The 17825-nt window shown below is 73.0% G+C and carries 6 protein-coding genes; all 6 read left to right on the forward strand.

Features of this window, described 5'->3' with window-relative positions; all coding sequences use genetic code 11:
* Window positions 1-4 precede the first annotated feature (4 nt).
* From ACSHT8_RS04120 to ACSHT8_RS04145, 6 genes are read left to right on the forward strand one after another with little or no spacing between them, the layout of a single operon-like run.
* Complete coding sequence (locus ACSHT8_RS04120; protein ID WP_436497816.1) at window positions 5-14491, forward strand: amino acid adenylation domain-containing protein; 14487 nt, start codon at window positions 5-7, stop codon at window positions 14489-14491.
* The gene (locus ACSHT8_RS04125) at window positions 14488-14694 is read left to right on the forward strand and encodes an MbtH family protein (protein ID WP_436497818.1); all 207 of its coding nucleotides are present in this window, start codon (window positions 14488-14490) and stop codon (window positions 14692-14694) included. The genes ACSHT8_RS04120 and ACSHT8_RS04125 overlap by 4 nt, the downstream gene beginning before the upstream one ends.
* Window positions 14691-15683, forward strand: coding sequence for a FecCD family ABC transporter permease (locus ACSHT8_RS04130; RefSeq protein WP_436497820.1), 993 nt, complete (start codon window positions 14691-14693; stop codon window positions 15681-15683). Before ACSHT8_RS04125 ends, ACSHT8_RS04130 begins: the two co-directional genes overlap by 4 nt.
* Window positions 15680-16705, forward strand: a complete 1026-nt coding sequence (locus ACSHT8_RS04135) for a FecCD family ABC transporter permease (protein ID WP_436497822.1) — start codon at window positions 15680-15682, stop codon at window positions 16703-16705. Before ACSHT8_RS04130 ends, ACSHT8_RS04135 begins: the two co-directional genes overlap by 4 nt.
* On the forward strand, window positions 16702-17520 hold the full coding sequence (locus ACSHT8_RS04140) for an ABC transporter ATP-binding protein (RefSeq protein WP_436497824.1): 819 nt from the start codon (window positions 16702-16704) through the stop codon (window positions 17518-17520). Before ACSHT8_RS04135 ends, ACSHT8_RS04140 begins: the two co-directional genes overlap by 4 nt.
* Window positions 17510-17818: a hypothetical protein gene (locus tag ACSHT8_RS04145; protein WP_436497826.1), complete on the forward strand. Its 309-nt coding sequence runs from the start codon at window positions 17510-17512 to the stop codon at window positions 17816-17818. The genes ACSHT8_RS04140 and ACSHT8_RS04145 overlap by 11 nt, the downstream gene beginning before the upstream one ends.
* The last annotated feature ends 7 nt before the right edge of the window (window positions 17819-17825 follow it).

Here is a 17825-nt window from a genome sequence, read left to right on the forward strand (position 1 = left end):
AGAGATGTCCGATCTGCCCCTCACCGGTGCACAGCGGGGGATCTGGCTCGCGTCGAAGTTCGAGCCGGACGACCCCACATACACCATCGCGGCGTATCTGGACATCTCCGGTCCCGTCGACCTCGACCGGCTGGCCGCCGCGGTGGCCACGGCGGTCGGGGCGGCGGAGTCCGTGCAGGTGCGGATCACCGAGGTCGACGGGCAGCCGCGGCAGCGTGTCGTGGCCGCGCCGGTCGACGTCACGGTGGTCGATGTGAGCTCCGCGGCCGATCCGGAGGCCGCGGCGCTGGAGTGGATGTCGGGGGAGAGGTCGTCGGCCTCCGGCGACCTCGCAGGGGGTCCGCTGTTCGGCCAGGCGCTCATCCGCCTGGCCGAACAGCGGGTGTTCTGGTACCAGCGGTACCACCACCTCGTGGTCGACGGCGCGGGCGTGCTCGCGATCTGCCGGTACGCGGGGGAGATCTACAACGGCACCGCGGTGGCGCCGGACTGGTCGCTGGCCAGGTTCGTCGCCGCCGACGAGCGCTACCGCGCGGGCGCCGACTTCGAGCGTGACCGCGCGTTCTGGTCCGCGCGCCTGGCCGACCGGCCGGAGCCGGCGCGGCTGGTAGCGCGCGCCGCCGGGCAGCCGACCCGGCGGATCAGGCGCACCACCTGGCTGACCGCGGAGCGGGCCGCGGCGCTGCGGGAGTCGGCGTCGGGGTTCGGGACGCGACTGAACCGGCTGCTGCTGGCCGCGTCGGCGGTGTACGTGCACCGGTTGAGCGGCGAGCGTGACCTGGTGCTGGGGCTGCCGGTGTCGGCGCGCACCGACCGAGACGCGCGCGGCGTCCCGGGCATGGCCTCGAACGTGGTGCCGCTGCGGGTGGCGATCCGCCCGGAGACGACGACACGCGCGGCTGTGGCCCAGGTGGCGGGCGAGGTGATGTCGGTGGTGCGACACGGCCGCTACCCCGGCGACGACCTGGCCAGGGACCTCGGCGTGCGGGGCGGGGTCGCCGATCTGATCGGCCCGACCGTCAACGTCATCCCGTATCTGCCCGGCCTGGCCATGGACGGCTGCGAGGTGACCTCGCACTACCTGTGGCAGGGCGCGGTCGACAACCTGACCATCACCTCGATGGAGTCCCGGGAGGACGGCCGGGTCCGCATCGACTTCGACGCCGACCCCGCGGTCTGCACCGAGGACGAGCTGGCCGATCACGACCGCCGCTTCGGCAGGCTGCTCGACGCGATGGCCGCCGCGCCCGACACCCCCGTCGGCGAGTTCGACCTGCTCGCCCCGGCCGAGATCGACCACGTCATGGCGCTGGGCGCCGACCCGCGGCCCTCCGACGAACTGACCTGGGTCGCCGCGTTCCGCCAGCAGGCCTTCCGCACGCCGCACGCGGTCGCCATCGTCTGCGAGGACCGTGAACTGTCCTATTCGGACCTCAACGCCGCCGCGAACCGGCTGGCCCACGTGCTGATCGCGCGCGGGGTGCGCGGCGAGGACGTCGTCGCGGTCGCGCTGCCGCGCTCGATCGAACTGGTCGTGGCGCTGCTCGCGGTGATGAAGGCCGGCGCGGCCTACCTGCCGCTGGACACCGACCATCCGCGTGACCGCCTCGCCTACATGCTCGACGACGCCCACGCGCACACCGTGATCACCGTGCGCGACCTGGTGGATCACCTGCCCGCGGCGTCGCTGTTGGTGCTCGATGAGACCGAGGCCGAACTCGCCACCGCGTCGCCGTTCGACGTCAGCGTGCGGGTCGACCTCGCGCAGGCCGCCTACGTCATCTACACCTCCGGCTCCACCGGTCTGCCCAAGGGCGTCGTGGTGTCCCACGACGGCATCGGGAGCCTGATCACGACCGCCGTCGAGCGCATCGGGATCACCGGCGACAGCCGGGTCGTGCAGTTCGCCTCCGTCGGGTTCGACGTGACGGTGTGGGACCTGGTCATGTCGCTGTGCGTCGGCGGCCGGGCGATCATCGTGCCGAGTCACCGCAGGGTGGCGGGCTCGGAGCTGACCGAGTACATCGCCGCCCACCAGGCCACCCACATGATCCTGCCGCCGTCGCTGGTGGCCGCGCTGCCGCCGGAGCAGGAACTGCCGGAGGGCGCGGTGCTGATCGTCGGCACCGAGACCGTGCCCGCCGAACTGATCGCCCGCTGGTCGCGGCGCCTGCGCGTGGTCGCCGCCTACGGGCTGACCGAGGCCACCGTCAACTCCACGCTGTGGCTCGCCTCGCCCGATCACATCGGCGCGGTGCCGATCGGCAGGCCGGATCCGAACACCCGCTGCTACGTCCTGGACTCGGCGCTGCGCCCGGTCGGCGTCGGCACCGAGGGCGAGCTGTACGTCGGCGGCCGCGGCCTCGCGCGCGGCTACCTCGGCAAGGCCGGGCTGTCCTCGGAGCGGTTCATCGCCGACCCGTTCGCCGAGCCCGGCGCCCGTATGTACCGCACCGGCGACCGCGTCCGCTGGCGCGCCGACGGCAACCTCGACTTCCTCGGCCGCGCCGACGGCCAGCTGAAGATCCGCGGCCACCGCATCGAGCCCGGTGAGATCGAGAGCGCCCTGATGGCGTGCGCGGACGTGGCCCAGGCCGCGGTCGTGGTGCGCACCGACCACCGCGACAGCAAGCGCCTCGTCGCCTACTTCGTCGGCGCCGCGGACCCGTCCGCGCTGCGTTCGGCGCTTGCCGGGACGCTGCCGGAGCACGCGGTGCCGTCGCTGATCATCTCGGTGCCCGGCCCGCTCCCGTTGACCCCCAACGGCAAACTCGACTCGGCGAAGCTGCCTGAGCAGGACTGGACGGCCCTGGCGGGCGACGCCGCGCCTGCCACCGCGGCGGAGGCGACGCTGGCCGGGATCATGGCCGAGCTGCTTGGCCTGCCCGCCGTGGGTGTGCACGACAGCTTCTTCGAGTTGGGCGGCGACAGCATCGTCGCCATCCAACTCGTCAACCGCGCCCGGGCGGCGGGCATGGAGATCACCCCGCGCGAGGTGTTCACCCACCGGACCGTGTCGGCGCTGGCCGCGTCGGCTCGGGCGGTCGACGGCGCCGCGCTGCCGTCGGTTCGGGTGGAGTTGACCGCCGAGGAACTCGCCGCGCTGCCGCCGCTGTCCGACGTGCTGCCCGCGACGCCGCTGCAGGAGGGCTTCTACTTCCACTCCGTGGCCGACGACGCCGACACCTATGTGGTGCGGCAGGTTCTGGAGCTGAGCGACGATCTCGACCCGGCCGTGCTGCGGGAGTCCCTGCGGCGACTGCTGGTGCGGCATCCGCTGCTGCGGGCCGGATTCCTGGCCAGGGACGACGGGCAGATCGTGCAGTTCATCCCGGCGACGGTGGAGCTGTCCGACGGTCCGCTGGACCTGGCTCAGCCGCCTTTGCTGCGGGCGTCGCTCGACGGCCGCCAACTGACTCTGACCGTGCACCACATCATCGCCGACGGCTGGTCGGTGGCGACGATCATGCGTGACCTGCTCGAGGGGGCCGAAGCGGTGGAGAACACCGCGTACCAGGGCTATTTCCGCTGGCTGGGCGCCCGGGACCGGGTCGCGGCCCGCGCGGCGTGGGCCACGGCGCTCGCCGGGGTCTCGCCGACCCTGCTGCCCGCGGCGTCGGGCTCGGGGTCCGGCGCCATCGAGTTCGCACTGTCGTCGGGGGTCACGTCCCTGCTCGCCGCGCAGGCCAGGGCGCTCGGGGTCACGGTCAGCAGCGTGGTCCAGGGCTGCTTCGGTGTCGCGCTGGGCGAGACGCTCGGCCGGTCGGACGTCGTGTTCGGCACGACGGTGTCGGGTCGGCAGGCGCCCGTGGACGGTATCGAGTCCGTCGTCGGACTGCTGATCAACACGGTGCCCGCGCGGGTGACGTGGCGGGCCGCGCAGCCGGTGTCCTCGGTGCTCCGCGACTTCCAGCGCGCGCAGGCCGACCTGTTCGACCACCAGCACCTCGGCCTGGCGGAGATCCAGCGGGCGGCAGGCGTCCAGGGCGACCTGTTCGACGCGTTCGTCGTGGTGGAGAACCAGCCGCGGGCCGAGTCGAGCCGGGTTGTCGCTTCGCGGGTGCTCGACTCGGTGCATTACCCGTTGGCGCTCACCGTGATCCCCGGCGAACAGCTGCGGCTGCGGGTCGAACACGACCTGGCGCGGCTGTCCGATGAGGACGCGCGGCGGTTCGTCGGGCGGTTGCGGGAGCTGCTGCGGGCCGTGATCGCCGAGCCGGACGCTCCCGTTCGGGACGGCGGCGCGGGTGTGATCGTGGGGGAGCGGCTGGAGCTGCCCGCCACGACCCTGCACGACGCCTTCGCCGCGCAGGTCGCCCGGACGCCCGATGCGGTCGCGGTGATCAGTGACGACGCCACCCTCACCTACGCCGAGCTCGACCGCCGCGCCAACGCCGTCGCCCGGCAGATCACCGGGCCGCTGGTGGCGGTCGCGGTTCCCCGGTCTGCCGACCTGATCGTTGCGCTGCTCGGCGTGCTCAAGGCGGGGGCGGCGTATGTGCCGATCGACCTCGACCACCCCGCCGACCGCATCCAGTACCTCATCGACGACTCGCAAGCCGCGCTCGTGGTCACGACCGCCGAAGTGGCCGATCGGCTGCCTGGCATCCCCCACGTCATGGTCGGCGGCGAAGCCGACCCGGTTCCCCATGTCGCCCGACCGGGCGACGCCGCCTATCTGATCTACACCTCCGGCTCCACCGGCAACCCCAAGGGCGTCCTTGGCACCCACGAGGCCGTCACCGGTCAGCTCGCCTGGGTGGCGGACCGATTCGGGTTCAAGCCCGGCGACCGCGTCCTGCACCAGTACTCGGCCGGATTCGACCCGGCCGTGCAGGAGATCTTCGCCCCGCTGCTGACCGGCGCCACCGTCGTCGTCGCCCGCCCGGACGGCCACCGCGACCCGGTATACCTGGCCGAGCTGGTCCAGCACCACCAGATCACCACCATCGACCTCGTCCCGTCGATGTACGCCGCGCTGCTGCGCGAGGACGTCGGCAACTGGTGGACCAGCCTGCGCCGGGCGTTCTCCGGCGGCGAGGCCCTGCGCGCCGAACTGGCCCGCGAGTGGCTCGACCGAACCGGCGTGCCGCTGTTCAACGTCTACGGCCCCACCGAGACCGTCATCCAGGTCACCAGCTGGCCCGCAGGCTGCGCGGCCGACCACACCGTCCCCATTGGACGTCCAGTGTGGAACACCAACACCTACGTCCTCGACGACAAGCTCCAGCCCGCTTCCTCCGGCGAGCTCTACATCGGCGGCACTCAGCTCGCCCGCGGCTACCACCGCAGGCCCGGGCTCACCGCGGAGCGGTTCGTGGCCGACCCGTTCGGCGCGCCCGGCGACCGCATGTACCGCACCGGGGACCTCGTCACCTGGGCGGAGGACGGTGTCCTCACCTACCTGGGGCGCGCTGATCACCAGCTCAAGGTCAAGGGCAACCGGGTCGAGGCGGGCGAGATCGAAGCCGTCCTGCGACGCTGGAGCCCCGACGTCGTCGTCACCGTGGTGGCCGATCAGATCGTCGGCTACCTGGCAGGCGATGTCGACCTCGACGCCGTCCGCGCCGACCTCGCCGCGGCCCTGCCCGCCGCGGTCGTGCCGAGTCACCTCGTCGTGCTCGACGCCCTGCCCAGGACACCGGGCGGCAAGCTCGACCGGGCCGCGCTGCCCGCGCCGACCGTCCAGCGGCGCGTGACGGCACCGGCGGCGAACCCGCTGTGCGGGATCTTCGCCGACGTGCTCGGCCTCGACGGCGTCGGCGCCGACGAGGACTTCTTCGCCCTCGGCGGTGACAGCATCCTGTCGATCGCGGTGTCCAGCAAGGCCCGCAAGGCCGGCTACGCGATCAGCCCCCGCGATGTGTTCACCCACCGCACCCCGGCGGCCCTGATCGCCGCCGGAAAGCCCTCGGCCGCGGTCACCGCCGACACCGACGGCGTGGGCGACGTGCCCCTGCTGCCGATCGTGCACCAGCTGCGCGAGGACGGCGGGTCCATCGCCCGTTTCACCATGTCCGCGCTGGTCAAGACCGACGCCGACGAGGCGACGCTGACCATGGCGCTGCAGACCGTGGTCGACCACCACGACGCGCTGCGGCTGCGGCTGGCCAGGGTCGACCTCGGCCCCGGCATCCCCGCCCTGTGGTCGCAGGAGACCCAGCCGGTGGGCGCTGTCCGTGTCGAGGTGCGGCGCGCGACCGGTGAGGTCGACACCGAGGCCACCGCGGCGGCCGCGCGCCTCGACCCCGACGCGGGCGTCATGCTGCAAGCCGTCCTGTTCGACGGCGAGCTGCTGCTCGTCGTGCACCACCTCGTGATCGACGGCGTCTCCTGGCGGATCCTGCTGGAGGACCTGCGGGCCGCCTGCGCAGGCGCGGCGCTCGACCCGGTTCCGGTGTCGCTGCGCCGCTTCGCCCGCGACATCGCCGAGGAAGCCCAGTCCGCGGCGCGCCTGGCCGAGATGCCGCACTGGACCGCGACCCTCGCCCCGGGCGCCGACCTTGTCCCCGGCGCGGGCCGCGACGCCGTGCAGGCCGACGCCCGGCACCACACCGTCGAGCTGTCCACTGAGGACACGGCCGCGTTCCTCGGGGGCGACCCGACCGAGCTCGTTCTCGCCGCCTTACGCCTGGCGGTCACCCGCACGAGGGGCGCGGGTGACCTCCTGGTCGACCTGGAGCGGCACGGCCGCGCGGGCGACCACGACCTGTCCCGCACCATCGGCTGGTTCACCAGCCTGCACCCGGTCCGGCTGACCGACACCGCCGACGTGCGCAAGGGCGTCCGCGCCGCGCTCAACGCCGCACCCGACCACGGCGCGGGCTACGGCCCGCTGCGCTACCTCAACCCGCAGTTGGCCCCCGTGTTCGCCCGGCTCGCCACCGCGCAGGTCCTGGTCAACTACCTCGGCCGCGTCGACTCGCACCAGGCCGTGACCGTCGAACCCGACCCGGACCTGGCGCTGCCGTACACGCTGCAGCTCAACGCCATGACCGACGGCGACCGGCTCCGCGCGACCTGGACCTGGCCCGCGGGCGCCCTCACCGACGCCGAGGCACACGCGCTCAGCGACGCGTGGGCCGCCGCGCTCAGCGAACTGGTCCGGACCGGCGAGTACCTCGCCGACCTCGACCCCGCCGAGATCGAGCAGGTCGAGCGGGTCAGCCCGGTGCCGGTGGCCGACATCTGGCCGCTGTCGCCGCTGCAGGAAGGCATCTACTTCCACGCCGGCTACGACACCGACGGCCTCGACGTCTACACCGCCCAGGACACCTTCGACTTCGCCCACCGCCTCGACACCGACCGGCTCCGCGCCGCCGTCGCCGCGCTGCTCGACCGGCACCCGACGCTGCGCGCGGGCATCACCAGCGACGGCCTGCGGGCGCCGGTCCAGTTCGTCGGCGCCGCCGTCGACGTCCCGCTGACCGTGATCGACCACCCGGCCGACGTCGACGCGATCCTCGACGCCGACCGGCGCACCCGATTCGACCTCGCCGCGCCGCCGCTGTTCCGGCTGACCCTGCTGCGGCTACCCGACGGCGACCGGCTCGTGCTCAGCCACCACCTCATCGCCTGGGACGGCTGGTCGCAGTCGCTGTTCCTGGCCGAGCTGATGGAGCTGTACGCGGGCGGCGAACTCACCACCCCCGGCAGCTACCGTGACTATCTGAGCTGGCTGGACAACCAGGACTTCGCCGCCGCCCGAGCCGCGTGGGGCGATGCGTTGTCCGACCTGGCCGAGCCGACCCTCGTCGCCCGCGACCGCGGCGGCGAGCCCGTCATCCCGCTGCGACGCCGCGTCGAGTTCACCGAGGAGCGCACCGAGCGGCTGCGCGCCCACGTCCGCGCCAACGGTCTGACGATCAACACCGTCCTCACGACCGCGTGGGCGCTGACCCTGTCGGCGATCGTCGGCGCCGACGACATCGTGTTCGGCGCGACCGTCGCGGGCAGGCCCGCCGAGGTCGCCGGACTGGACACCGCGATCGGCATGTTCCTCAACACCGTGCCGACGCGCGTCCGGTTCACCGCCACCGAAACCGTCGGGGACCTGCTGCGCCGGGTGCAGGCCCAGCGCGCCGACCTGATGAACCACGACTACCTCGGCCTGGGCGAGGTGCAGCGGGCGGCCGGGCACGGCACGCTGTTCGACACGCTGTTCGTGCTGCAGAACTTCACCGACGTCGGCACGTTCACCGAGCTGACCACGCGCCACGGCATCACCGGCGTCGGCAGCGTCGACGCCACGCACTACCCGCTGACGCTGATCATCACCCCCGGCGAGCGGCTGCGGGTCGCACTCGACCACCGGCCCGACCTGATCCCCGCCGAGCAGGCCGCGGTGATCCTCGCCCGGTTCGAGGCCGTCCTCGACCGCCTGCTCGCCGACCCGGCCGCGCTCACCGGCACGCTCGACCTGTTGCTGCCCGACGAACACGTCCGCGAGTGGCCCGAGCACGCGGTGCCCGACGAGACCGTCGCCGACATGCTCGCCGACCAGGTCGAACGCACCCCGGACGCGGTCGCGCTGGTCTTCGGCGACCGCCGCCTCACCTACGCCGAGTTCGACGGCGAGATCAACCGGCTCACCCGGCTGCTGCTCGCCCGCGGCGCGGGCCCCGAGCGGGTCGTCGCGCTGGCGCTGCCCCGGTCGATCGAGATGGTCGTCGCGCTGTTCGCCGTCCTGCGGACCGGCGCGGCCTACCTGCCGCTCGACCTCGACCACCCGGCCGACCGGCTGAAGCTGATGATCGAGGACACCGCGCCACTGTGCCTGGTGTCGACCCCGGCGGTCGCGCCGACCCTGGCGGGCACCGGCACCCCCGAGGTGCTGCTGGACGGGAGCGAACTGCCCTACTCGGCCGATCCGATCAGCGACGCCGAGCGGCCCGAGTTCGCCCACGGCAAGCCCGGCAGGCTCGACCACCCCGCCTACGTCATCTACACCTCCGGCTCCACCGGCAGGCCCAAGGGCGTTGTGACGCCCTACCGCGGCCTGACGAACATGCAGCTCAACCACCAGGGCGCGATCTTCGACCCGGCCATCGCCGCGGCCGGGAACCGGCGCCTGCGCATCGCCCACACCGTGTCGTTCGCCTTCGACATGTCGTGGGAGGAACTGCTGTGGCTGGTGGCGGGCCACGAGGTGCACGTGTGCGACGAGACGCTGCGCCGCGACGCCGAGGCGCTCGTCGCCTACTGCGACGCCCACCAGGTCGACGTCGTCAACGTGACCCCCACCTACGCGCAGTTGCTCATCGAGGAAGGACTGCTCGACGGCCACGTGCCGCCGCTGGTGCTGCTCGGCGGCGAAGCGGTGTCCGACACCGTGTGGAACCGCCTGCGCGACACCGAGGGCACCTACGGCTACAACCTCTACGGGCCCACCGAGTACACGATCAACACCCTCGGCGCGTCCACTGAGGACAGTGCGACGCCGACGGTCGGCCGCCCGATCTGGAACACCCGCGGCCATGTGCTCGACCGCGCGCTGCGCCCGGTCCCGCCCGGCTGCCCCGGCGAGCTCTACATCTCCGGCATCGGCCTCGCCCGCGGCTACCACGCCCGGCCCGGCCTCACCGCCGACCGGTTCGTCGCCGACCCGTTCGGCGCGCCCGGCGAGCGCATGTACCGCACCGGGGACCTCGTGGTCCGCCGCGCCGACGGCAGCGGCATCCTCGACTTCCTCGGCCGCACCGACGACCAGGTCAAGATCCGCGGCTACCGCGTCGAGCTGGGCGAGATCAGCACCGCGCTGTCCGCGCATCCCGACGTCACCCACGCCGCGGTGATCCTGCGCGACAAGCGCCTCGTCGGCTACGTCGTCTGTGGCGAGGAGACCCTGCCTGGTCTGCGGGACTTCCTGATGAAGTCGCTGCCGGACTACATGGTCCCGGCCGCGTTCGTCGCGGTCGACGCGCTGCCGCTGACGGTCAACGGCAAGCTCGACACCCGCGCCCTGCCCGAACCCGTCGTGGAGTCGCGGGAGAGCACCGCGCCGCGGACCGAGCAGGAGACCGTCCTCTGCGCGCTGTTCGCCGACGTGCTCGGCGTCGAGTCGGTCGGCGTGGACGACGACTTCTTCGCCCTCGGCGGGCACTCGCTGCTGGCCACGCGCCTGATCTCCCGGTCACGCGCGGCGCTGGGCGGGCACCTGTCGATCCGCGACCTGTTCGAGGCGCCAACGGTCGCCCAACTCGTCAAGCGCGCCGTCGACCGGGACCGGCCCGCGCTCACCGCCCGGCCGCGCCCCGAGGAGATCCCGCTGTCGCACGCCCAGCAGCGCCTGTGGGTCGTGCAGGGCGTCGCCTACAACTTCCCGCTCGTCATGCGCGTGGCGGGCGAGTTGGACGTGGCGGCGTGGGAGGCGGCGCTCAACGACGTGCTGGCACGGCACGAAGCCCTGCGCACGGTCATCGGTGAACGCGAAGGCGTCCCGTTCCAGCGCGTGGTCGCCGACGCCCGCGTCGAGGTCGAGACCGTGCGCGGCGACGTGGCCGCGATCGTGGCCGACCGGATCGCCCGGCCGTTCGACCTGGCCACCGAGGTGCCGCTGCGCGCCACCCTCATCGAGACCGGCCCCGCCGAGCACGTCGCGGTGATCCTGCTGCACCACATCACCACCGACGAGTGGTCCGACCGCCCGTTCCTGCGCGACTTCGCCGAGGCGTACACCGCGCGGACCGCGGGCGCCGCGCCGGACTGGGCGCCGCTGCCGGTGCAGTACGCCGACTACACGCTCTGGCACCGCGAACTGCTGGGTGACTCGGCCGACCCGGCGAGCCTGGCCGCGCGCCAGCTCGACTTCTGGGCCAAGGCGCTCGACGGCGCCCCCGACGAGCTCGACCTGCCGACCGACCGGCCCCGGCCCACGCGGCCCGAGTTCGCGGGCGGCGAGGTCGAACTCGCCCTGAACGCCCACAGTGGACTGAAGGAGCTGGCCAAGGGCAGCGGGGCCAGCATGTTCATGGTCCTGCACGCCGCCGTGGCCGCGCTGCTGACCAGGCTCGGCGCGGGGGTCGACCTGCCGATCGGCGCCCCGATCGCCGGTCGCACCGACGCCGCGCTCGACGACCTCGTCGGGTTCTTCGTCAACACCCTCGTACTGCGCACCGACACCTCCGGCGACCCCGCGTTCCGCGACCTGCTCACCCGGGTCCGCGAGCACGACCTCGCCGCGTTCGCCAACGCCGACGTGCCGTTCGAGGCCGTGGTCGAGCGGGTCAACCCGCCGCGCTCGGCCGCCCGCAACCCGCTGTTCCAGGTGATGGTCGGCTACCACCACCGCACCGGCGAGCGGATCGAGTTGGCCGGGCTCGACGTCACCGATGTGCCGTTCGAGTCCCGCTCGGCGAAGTTCGACCTGGCGTTCACCTTCACCGAGAGCCCCGACGGCCTCGGCTGCCGGATCGAGTACGCCGCGGAACTGTTCGATGAGACCACCGTCGTGGCCCTCGGCGAGCGGCTCCAGGTGCTGCTCGACACCGTCGTGGCGCACCCGGACCAGCCGATCAGCCTGATCGACGTCCTCGTCGGCGACGAACGCCGGCAGGTCCTGACCGGGTTCAACGCGACCGAGCGCGTCGTCGAGGAATCGACCTTGCCCGGGATGTTCGCCGACCTGGTCGTCCGGCAGCCCGACGCGGTCGCGGTCACCGAGGGGTCGCGCTCGGCCTCCTACGCCGAACTCGACGCCAGGGCCGCCTACATCGCCGCGCTGCTCGCCGAACGCGGTGTCGGGGCCGAGAGCGTCGTCGGTGTCGCGGTGCCGCGGTCGATCGACATGGTCGCCACGATCATGGCCGTGGTCCGCCTCGGCGCGGCGTTCCTGCCGCTGGACCTCGCGCACCCGGCCGACCGGCTCGCCTACATGATCACCGACTCGGACGCCCGGCTCGTCGTGGGCACCGAGGCCATCGCGGGCAAGCTGCCGCCCGTCGCCGACGTGCTGCTGCTCGACGACCCCCGCCTGCCGACCGAGGTGTCCACAGTGGACCCGGTGGCGGTCGTCCTCGACCAAGCGGCGTACGTCATCTACACGTCGGGGTCCACGGGCAAGCCCAAGGGCGTCGTAGTGCCGCACGAGGGCATCTCGAGCCTGGTGGCCACCGCTGTCGACCGGATGGGGCTGCGCCCGGACAGCCGGGTCCTGCAGTTCGCCTCGATCGGCTTCGACGTCGCGGTGTTCGAGCTGGCCATGGCCCTGTGCCACGGCGGCACGCTCGTGCTGGTGCCCGAGGAAGCCAGGGTCGCAGGCGCCCCGCTCACCGACTTCCTCGCCGAGGCCGCGGTGACGCACCTGATCCTGCCGCCGTCGCTGGTCTCCGCGCTGCCGCCGGAGTGCGAACTGCCGTACGGCTCCACGATCCTGGTCGGCACCGAAACCGTGCCGCCGGACCTGTTCGACCGCTTCGGCGCCACCGTGAACCTGATCGCCGCCTACGGGCTCACCGAGGCCACGGTCAACTCCACGCTATGGGTCGCCGAACCCGGCACATCCGTCGGCCGCGTGCCGATCGGCGTCCCGGACCCGAACACCCGCTGCTACGTGCTCGACGCGTTCCTGCGCCCGGTGCCGCCCGGCGTGGTGGGGGAGCTGTACGTGTCCGGGCGCGGCCTCGCGCGCGGCTACCTCGGCAAGGCCGGGCTGACGGCGGAGCGGTTCACCGCCGACCCGTTCGGCACGCCCGGGTCCCGGATGTACCGCACGGGCGACCGGGCGCGGTGGGGTCGCGACGGGAACCTGGACTTCCTCGGCCGGGTCGACAGCCAGGTCAAGATCCGCGGTTTCCGCATCGAACTGGGTGAGGTCGAGGCCGCGCTCACCGCGCACCCGTCGGTCGCCCAGGCCGCCGTGGTCGCCGACCGGCAGGGCGACATCGTGCGCCTCGTCGGCTACGTGACCGGGATGGTCGACGACCCGGCCCAGGTCCGGGCGTCGGTCGCGGGCACGCTGCCCGAGTACATGGTCCCGGCCATCGTGATCCCGCTGGACGGCCCGCTGCCGCTGACCCCCAACGGCAAGCTCGACCGCCGCGCCCTGCCCGCGCCCGACTGGGCCGAGCTGACCGGCGACACCCGCCCGTCGACGCCGCGCCAGGCGGCGCTGGCCGAGCTGTTCGGCGACATCCTCGGCCTGACCGGGGTGGGTGTGCACGACAACTTCTTCGCACTCGGCGGCCACTCGATGTCGGCGATGCGGCTGCTCGGCAAGGTGCGGTCGGTGCTCGACGCCGAACTGTCCCTGCGCGACGTGTTCGACGCGCCGACCGTCGCCGGTCTCGCCGCGAAGCTCGGCGACGCGCCCGCCCGCACCCCGCGGCTGGTCGCGTCCACTGAGGACTGGTCGGAGCTGCCCGCGTCGCCCGCGCAGCGTGAACAGCTCGCTCGGCTGCGGCGGCGGCCCGCGTTCGACCACGCCCTGCTGCTGCGGTGGCCGGGCATGGAGCCCGACGCGGCCGTGGCCGCCGTGCACGACGTGGTCCAGCGGCACGAGCCGCTGCGCACCGACGTCAGCGAAACGGGCCAGCGGCTCCTGCCCGGCGTCGAGGTCGCCCGCGAGACCTGCGTGGACATCGAGGTCCGCGCGCACCACCTCGCGCGGCGCGTCCCGGGGCAGCCGTTCGAGGCGACCCTGCTGACCGACGGCACCGACCACGCGCTGATGCTCGCCATGCATTACCTGGCCGTGGACGAATGGTCGGTGGTGCCGCTGGTGCGTGACCTCGCCACCGCCTACGCCGCGCGCGCGGCCGGAACGGCGCCGCACTGGACGCCGCTGCCGGTCCGCTACGCCGACCACGCCGCGTGGGCCAACCAGCTCGACACCGACGCCGAGTACTGGCACCGCACCCTGGCGGGGGCCGACCTCGCGCCGAGCGCGGGCCACGCCGCCGACCACGTCGAGTTCGTCCTGGACGAGCCGCTGCACGAAGGCATCGACCGGCTCGCGGGCGCGACCGGGACCAGCATGTTCATGGTCATGCAGGCGGCCTTGGCCGTCATGCTGCCCGGCGACGACCTGCCGGTGGGCACGATGGTCGCCGGCCGCGACGACGACCGGCTCACCGACCTGATCGGCCCGTTCCTGTCCACAGTGGTCCTGCGCACCGACACCTCCGGCGACCCGACGTTCACCGATCTCCTCGCCAGGGTGCGCTCGGCGAACCTCGACGCGCTCGGCCACCGCGCGGTCCCACTGGCCGAACTCGGGCACCCGCGCGTGATGCTGGTGCACCACGAAGCCGCCGACCTGGCCGCGGACTTCCGCGCCGTGTCGACGGGGTCCGCCGACGCCGAGCTCACCGTCAACTTCTACGAACCCCGCGGCGGCGGCCCGGTCCACGGCGAACTCGCCTACGCCACCGACCGCTACGACCGGCCCACCGCGTCCCGACTCGTCGAGGCGCTGCGCGCGGTGCTCACCGCCGCCGTGGCCGCCCCCGACCTGACCGTTTCCGCACTGATCGCAAGGAGCCAGACCCGATGACCAATCCCTTCGACGACCAGCAGGGCCAGTTCCTGGTGCTGGTCAACGCCGAGAACCAGCACTCGCTGTGGCCGGTGTTCGTGCCGGTGCCCGCGGGCTGGACCCAGGCGTTCGGCCCCGACGCGAAGGACGCTTGCCTCGCCCACGTCGAGGCCAACTGGACCGACCTGCGCCCGAAGAGCCTCATCGAGTCCCAGGGGTGATCAGCCGCACGGCCGGGCTGCTGGCCGCCGTCGTCGTCCTCGGGGTGGTGGTGCTGACCGGGGTCTGGCTCGGCACCAAGGACATCTCGTTCCTGGAGACCTGGCGGGTGCTGTGGCACCCCGACGGCAGCCCCGACTCGATCATCATCCACGACTACCGGATCCCGCGGACCATCCTCGGGCTGCTCGTCGGCGCCGCGCTGGGCCTGTCGGGGGCGCTGCTGCAGGCGCTGACCCGCAACCCCCTGGCCGACCCCGGCCTGCTCGGCGTCAGCCTCGGCGCGTCGAGCGGGGTGGTCGTCGCCATCGCGTTCCTCGGCGTGGCCGGGGTGCTGGGGTATGTGTGGTTCGCGTTCGCGGGGGCCGCGATCGCCGCGGTCGTGGTGTATCTGCTGGGTTCGGCGGGGCGGACGCCGGCGACACCGGAACGGTTGGTGTTGGCCGGGTCCGCGGTGACCGCGGTGCTCTACGCGTTCAACACCGCGGTGCTGCTGGTCAACCCGCAGGCGTTCAACCAGTTCCGGTTCTGGAACGCCGGGTCGCTCGCGGGCCGCGGCTACGACGTCGTGGTCGACCTGCTGCCGTTCCTGGTCGCGGGGATCCTGCTGGCGCTGTCACTGGCGCGGCCGTTGAACGTGCTGGCGCTCGGGGAGGAGATGAGCCGCGCGCTCGGCGCGAACGTCGGCCAGACCCGGATCCTCGGGGCGGCCGCGGTGACGCTGCTGTGCGGGGCGGCCACGGCGGCGGCCGGGCCGATCGGGTTCGTCGGGCTCGCCGTGCCGCACGTCGCGCGGCTGCTCGTCGGGCCGGACCAGCGGTGGGTGCTGCCGTATTCGCTGGTGCTGGCGCCGATCCTGCTGATCGGGTCGGACACCCTCGGTCGGGTGATCGGTTCACCCGGCGAGGTGCAGGTGGGGATCGTGACCGCGTTCGTCGGCGCCCCCGTGTTCCTGGCCCTGTGCCGCCGACGGAAGCTGAGTTCGCTATGACCGTGCTCCGGGTGCGCGGGCTGTCTGTCCGGTTCGAGCCGCGCTCTCCCGTCGTGGCCGGTGTCCTGGCCGCGGCGCTCGCGGTCGTGGCGGTGTTCAGTCTCGCCACCGGCGACTTCCCGCTCAGCCCGAGTGCCGTGATCGACAGCCTGCTGGGACAGGGCACGCCCGGCGCGGACTTCATCGTCCAGACGATCCGACTGCCGCGACTGCTGACCGCGATCCTGGTCGGCGCGGCACTCGGCGCGAGCGGGGCGATCCTGCAGCGGCTGTCGGGAAACCCGCTGGGCAGCCCCGACATCATCGGCTTCACCTACGGCTCGTCGACCGGCGCGCTCATCATGATCACCGTCGTGCACGGCAGCATGATGGCCATCGCGGCGGGCGCGCTGGTCGGCGGCCTGGCGACCGCGGTGGCGATCTACGCGCTGGCCTTCGGCCGCGGCGGCGTGTCGTCGCGGTTCGTGCTGGTCGGCATCGGGATCGGGGCGCTGCTGCTGTCGGTCAACTCCTACCTGATCACCCGCGCCAGTTGGCAGGACGCGCTGGCCGCGCAGGCGTGGCTGTTCGGCACCGTCAACGGGCGCGGCTGGGACCACGTGACCCTGATCGCGGTGTCGATCGCGGTCCTGCTGCCCATCGCGGGCTACTTCGCCCGCCGCCTCGCCCTGCTCGACCTGGGCGACGACCTGGCGCGCGCCCTCGGCGTCGGCGTCGACTGGACCCGGTTCGCGCTGATCGTCACCAGCGTCGCCCTCGCCGCGTTCGCCACCGCGGCCACCGGCCCGGTCTGGTTCCTCGCGCTGGCCGCACCGCAGCTGGCGCACCGGCTCACCCGCGGCACCGGGCCCGGCATGATGACCTCGGCGTGGATGGGCGCACTGCTCCTGGCGCTCAGCGACCTGGGCGTGCAACGGTTGTTCCCCGACACCCAACTCCCCGTCGGCACGGCGACGGGGGTGCTCGGCGGGTTCTACCTGATCTGGTTCCTGGCCACCCGGCGACGAGAAGGACGCGCATGACCCGCCTGCACGGCTCGAACCTGACCCTGGGCTACGACCAGCGGCTCGTCGCCACGAACCTGACCGTGGCGATCCCCACCGGGTCGTTCACCGCCATCGTCGGCCCCAACGCGTGCGGCAAGTCGACCCTGCTCAAGGCGCTGGCCCGGATGATCAAACCCCGCGCGGGCACGGTGTACCTCGACGGCGCGGAGATCGCGTCCTACAAGTCCCGCGAGGTCGCCCGGCGGCTCGGGCTGCTGCCGCAGTCGTCGGTGGCCCCGGGCGGAATCTCGGTGGCCGACCTCGTCGCCCGCGGTCGGTATCCGCACCAGCGCCTCCTGCGGCAGTGGTCCCGCGAGGACGAAACCATCGTGACCGAGTCGATGCGCGCGACCGGGGTGCTGGACCTGGCGGGCCGGTTGGTCGACGAACTGTCCGGCGGGCAGCGGCAGCGGGTGTGGCTGGCGGTCGTACTGGCCCAGCAGACCCCGATCCTGCTGCTCGACGAGCCGACGACGTACCTCGACATCGCCCACCAGCTCGAGGTACTGGACCTGTGCGCCGACCTGCACGATCGCGGCACACACACCGTGGTCGCCGTGCTGCACGACCTGAACCAGGCGTTCCGGTACGCCTCGCACGTGGTGGTGATGCGGCCCGGGGGAGTGGTCGCGGCTGAGGGGGCGCCCGCCGAGGTGGTCAGCGCGGAACTGATCGAGGACGTCTTCGGCCTGCCGTGCCGGGTGATGGACGACCCGGAGACCGGCACCCCGATGATCATTCCGTCGGCCCGCAGGTCGAGCCCGGTGGCATCATCGCCCCATGGCGGATGACGAGTCGGCGCTGGATCTCGCTCAGATAGAAGAACGGCAGCCGCGCGCGGTGGAGGTGGCGCCGCGGCCGTGGACGGGACAGCTGGAGTCCCGGTTCGCGGCCGGCGGATGCTCGATGATCCGCGTCGACGAGACGGCGGACCACGACCACGAGATCTACCTCGACGTCCGCCTCCGCGACGAATCGTGGGGGTCGCCGACCGCCGAACTGGACGCGGTGGTCGACTTCCTCGCCCACGCGCCCGCCGACATCCAGTCGCTCTTGGACGAGGTTCGCAGGCTCCGCGCGCGGAGCTGACTGTCCG

Source organism: Actinokineospora sp. HUAS TT18, from assembly GCF_051364635.1.
Classification (GTDB): domain Bacteria; phylum Actinomycetota; class Actinomycetes; order Mycobacteriales; family Pseudonocardiaceae; genus Actinokineospora.

Bases quoted from the DNA above. Each gene is read 5' to 3' on its own strand.
- ACSHT8_RS04120 (WP_436497816.1), top strand. From the start codon at position 5: ATGTCCGATCTGCCCCTCACCGGTGCACAGCGGGGGATCTGGCTCGCG.
- ACSHT8_RS04125 (WP_436497818.1), top strand. From the start codon at position 14,488: ATGACCAATCCCTTCGACGACCAGCAGGGCCAGTTCCTGGTGCTGGTC.
- ACSHT8_RS04135 (WP_436497822.1), top strand. From the start codon at position 15,680: ATGACCGTGCTCCGGGTGCGCGGGCTGTCTGTCCGGTTCGAGCCGCGC.
- ACSHT8_RS04140 (WP_436497824.1), top strand. From the start codon at position 16,702: ATGACCCGCCTGCACGGCTCGAACCTGACCCTGGGCTACGACCAGCGG.
- ACSHT8_RS04145 (WP_436497826.1), top strand. From the start codon at position 17,510: ATGGCGGATGACGAGTCGGCGCTGGATCTCGCTCAGATAGAAGAACGG.